Origin of the sequence: Halorubrum sp. SD683, assembly GCF_002135045.1 — an archaeon.
GTDB classification, from domain to species: Archaea; Halobacteriota; Halobacteria; order Halobacteriales; family Haloferacaceae; genus Halorubrum; species Halorubrum ezzemoulense.
Window position 1 is genome coordinate 1 of record NZ_NEWJ01000127.1, and the last position, 3,193, is coordinate 3,193.

Below are 3,193 nucleotides of genomic sequence, written 5' to 3' on the forward strand. Positions count from 1 at the left end.
TTTCCACCCACCGCGCTCGCCGACTAAAACGCGTCGTTGGGGTCGGTCCGCGGCCCCCCGACAAATAAATTATGATAATCGTTTATCCTGTCGAAAAATATTAAGAACGGCCAGATCTTATCGAAATCCGAACAACAGGTCGGTAGCTATCCGACCTTTTTCGCAATTCATGTCCACCGATATTGACGCCACCGACGCGACGGGCGAGACCGCGGCCGTGTCTCCGGACGCCGACGCCGCAGCGACGGGACGCTTCGAGCGCGTGCTGGTCGTCGCGACCGACGATCCGGCCGGACGGGCGGCGGTGTCGACGGCCGTCGACCTCGCGGCGACGCACGGAGCGGTCGTCGACGCGCTGTACGTCGTCGACACGGCAGAGGCGTGGGACGTGGTCGTCGAGCGCCGCGAGCGGACCGGCGAGGAGCTCGTCGAGGCCGCCGAGGACGCGGGCGCCGCGGTCGGCGTCGACGTCGAGAAGTGGTTCCGCTACGGGACCACCCACCGGGAGGCGGTCGACTTCGCCGCCGCGCACGACGCCGACCTCGTGGTTGTCGGCTCCGCGCGCCGGACCGGGCTCGACCGGCTCCTCCGTCCCGACCCGGTCCCGGCCCGCGTCCGGCGCGGCGCCGACGTCCCGGTCATGGTCGTCGGACCGGACGACGGCTGAGCCCGTCTCGCGCCATCGGAGGCGCCGCACGCGACCGGTTAAGTGGGCCCGGCCCTAACGATCGGTGTGACAGACGTAGGCATCGTCGGCGCGGGCGCGGGGGCGGCCGCGGCGGCGTTCGTCATCGACCGGACCGTGCCGGAGGCGGACGTGACCGTGCTGGAGAAGTCGGGCGGCCTCTGTGGGCGCGCGGCGACCCGCCGCCACGACGACCTCACGTACGACTACGGGGCGAACTACCTGAAGAGCGACGACGACCGCGTCGTCGAGCTGATCACCGAGACGCTCGACGACGAGGGGCTCGTCGAGGTGACGGAGCCGGTGTACACCTTCGACGTCGACGGGGCGGTGTCCCCGGGCCGCGACGCCGACGAGCACAAGTGGAGCTACCGGCAGGGGCTTACACAGATCGCGAAGCGGCTGTTCGGCCGCACGGACGCCACGGTCCACCGGCGCACCCGGGTCGAGACGGTTCGACGGACGAGCGCCGAGGACGCGTGGGAACTCGACGACGCGGACGGCGAGACGCACGGGCCGTTCGACCGCCTCCTCATGAACCCGCCGGCCCCCCAGACCGCGGAGCTGCTCCGGACGGCTGAGTGGGACGACCCGCTCCGCGAGACGCTGGTCGACGCTGTCGGCGGGGTCGAGTACGGCAGCGTCTGGACCGCGGTGTTGCGCTACCCGTTCGAGCTCGACGTGCCCTACTACGCGCTCGTGAACACCGACAAGGAGCACGCGGTCGGGTGGATCTCGCGCGAGGAGTGTAAGGCCGGGCACGTCCCGGACGGCGAGACGCTGCTCGTCGTCCAGGCGAACGGCGCGTGGTCGACCGAGCACTACGAAGACGACCCCGCGGGGAACGTCGCCGCGCTCGCCGACCACGCCGCCGACATCATCGGCGACGACCGGCTGGCCGACCCCGCGTGGACGGACCACCAGGGGTGGCGCTATGCGCTCCCCGAGGCGGGCGTTGACGGCGGCCCCGTCGACTCGGCTCGCGACGCGGGGCTGTACCTGCTCGGCGACTGGGTCGCGGGCGAGGGACGGCTCCACGCCGCAATCGCGAACGGGCTCGACATCGGCGAGCGCGTCGCGTATCGGATCTGAGAGGGCGGAGACGGCGTCGGCCGGTCCGAGGCGCTGTCACCGGAGAAGTGGTCGGTTTGTGAAGCGGTTCGACGGCGCGCCGAGCGGCGGCGTCAGTTCGTCGTGATGCGGTACTCGACGGTCCCCAGCCCGGGGAGCGTGAACGTCTGGACCCGACCGCTGCGCCGGCGCAGGGTCCGCAGGACGGACCGCGAGAGGACGGCGAGCGCGACGGTGCCGGTCAGGACCGCGACGGTCGCGACGGGGTAGGAAAACGCGACGAACGGTGCGACGACGAGCGCGAGGAACGCGAGCGTCCCCAGCGGCGAGCGGCTGCCCGGCGGCGAGCCCGAGCCGATCGGTCGGTGTTCCTCGGCCGGCGTGATGTAGCCTTGATACATATCTCACCGTACACGCTCGGGCGACTAAAAACTTTCACTTTCCAAATAGGTTTTGAGAAACGGTACCATGTCACATATCCGTAAATCAACTGAAACGGTCGTTAATGCGGTGTAAGTCGTACCATGCTACTCGTTGGTACACTTCTCATATTTCTGTGAGGAGTCCCGTCGTCCGCGTCGACGACTCCGATCGCCGGGGCCTCGACAGAGACGGACGGCGGTCGCGGTCTCGGCGGCGGGCGGCTCGTCTCCCCGGCGGCGATTCCGGTGGTGCGACGGGTCGGCGGTGCTTTTATTCCGCTCCACCGACTTCCGTAGATACGGACAGACACGATGACACTCGACACACCCACCACCGATCCGACGGTCGTCGTCGCGGCGCCGGAGCGCAGGCGCGTGGTCGCCGGTCTCGCAGACGAGGCCGTCGAGACCGTCGCGGACCTCCGCGTGCGCGGGCGGGCCGAAGAGATCGCCGCCGAACTCCGCGAGACGCACCTCCCGGCGCTGGAGGCGGCCGGCTACATCGAGTGGGACCGCGAGGCCGGGACCATCGAACCCGGCCCGAACTTCGAGGAGGCCGCGGCTCACGTCGACGACCTCCCGATGCCGGACGGCGAGCCCTCCGACGACTGACCGCTCCGCCGACCGATCGCTCCGACGGCTGACCGCTCTGTCGGCGGTTCCGGCGGGACGGTCGAGCGCGCGTGGCGGCCCGAGAGCGACTGCCGCGGACGCGGCCCGAGACGTTTATCCCCGGGCGCGGGCGACACCCGACAGCGATGGCCGAGCCGATCCTGAAGTGGGCCGGCGGGAAGCGGCAGCTGCTCGACCAGCTGTACGCCCGCTTCCCGGCCCAGTTGGGCCGGTACCACGGGCCGTTCGTCGGCGGCGGGGCCGTCTTCTTCGACGTAGAGCCCGCCCGCGCGACGGTCAACGACGCGAACCCGCGGCGGGTGAACTTCTACGAGCAGGTTCGCGACCGCCCCGAGGAGCTGATCGCCCGGCTCGCGTCGTTCGACGACCCCGAGAGCGACCC

At 70.3% G+C, this 3,193-nt stretch carries 5 protein-coding genes; 4 read left to right on the forward strand and 1 reads right to left on the reverse strand.

Going from position 1 to position 3,193, the window contains the following annotated elements:
* Window positions 1-169 precede the first annotated feature (169 nt).
* Both B9G49_RS15845 and B9G49_RS15850 read left to right on the forward strand, forming a co-directional pair.
* Window positions 170-667 carry a universal stress protein gene (locus tag B9G49_RS15845; RefSeq protein ID WP_086217012.1) on the forward strand — a complete coding sequence of 166 codons (498 nt, stop codon included), beginning with the start codon at window positions 170-172 and terminating at the stop codon, window positions 665-667.
* Between the two features lie 66 nt (window positions 668-733).
* The gene (locus tag B9G49_RS15850; RefSeq protein ID WP_086217013.1) at window positions 734-1,777 is read left to right on the forward strand and encodes an NAD(P)/FAD-dependent oxidoreductase; all 1,044 of its coding nucleotides are present in this window, start codon (window positions 734-736) and stop codon (window positions 1,775-1,777) included.
* A gap of 92 nt (window positions 1,778-1,869) precedes the next feature.
* Here B9G49_RS15850 and B9G49_RS15855 read toward each other — a convergent pair whose 3' ends face one another.
* Entirely contained in the window at window positions 1,870-2,157 is a 288-nt protein-coding gene (locus B9G49_RS15855) for a hypothetical protein (RefSeq protein WP_049930974.1), read from the reverse strand.
* A gap of 333 nt (window positions 2,158-2,490) precedes the next feature.
* Between B9G49_RS15855 and B9G49_RS15860 the strand changes: the two genes are divergently transcribed.
* Together B9G49_RS15860 and B9G49_RS15865 are read left to right on the forward strand one after the other, a co-directional pair.
* Complete coding sequence (locus B9G49_RS15860) at window positions 2,491-2,790, forward strand: hypothetical protein (protein WP_049930975.1); 300 nt, start codon at window positions 2,491-2,493, stop codon at window positions 2,788-2,790.
* Window positions 2,791-2,936: 146 nt separating this feature from the next.
* Window positions 2,937-3,193 (forward strand): DNA adenine methylase (locus B9G49_RS15865; protein WP_143414727.1); only part of this gene is annotated, 257 nt, incomplete at its 3' end.

Excerpts from the sequence above, each read along its gene's own strand:
- B9G49_RS15845 (WP_086217012.1), top strand. The coding sequence starts at position 170 with ATGTCCACCGATATTGACGCCACCGACGCGACGGGCGAGACCGCGGCC.
- B9G49_RS15855 (WP_049930974.1), bottom strand. The coding sequence starts at position 2,157 with ATGTATCAAGGCTACATCACGCCGGCCGAGGAACACCGACCGATCGGC.
- B9G49_RS15860 (WP_049930975.1), top strand. The coding sequence starts at position 2,491 with ATGACACTCGACACACCCACCACCGATCCGACGGTCGTCGTCGCGGCG.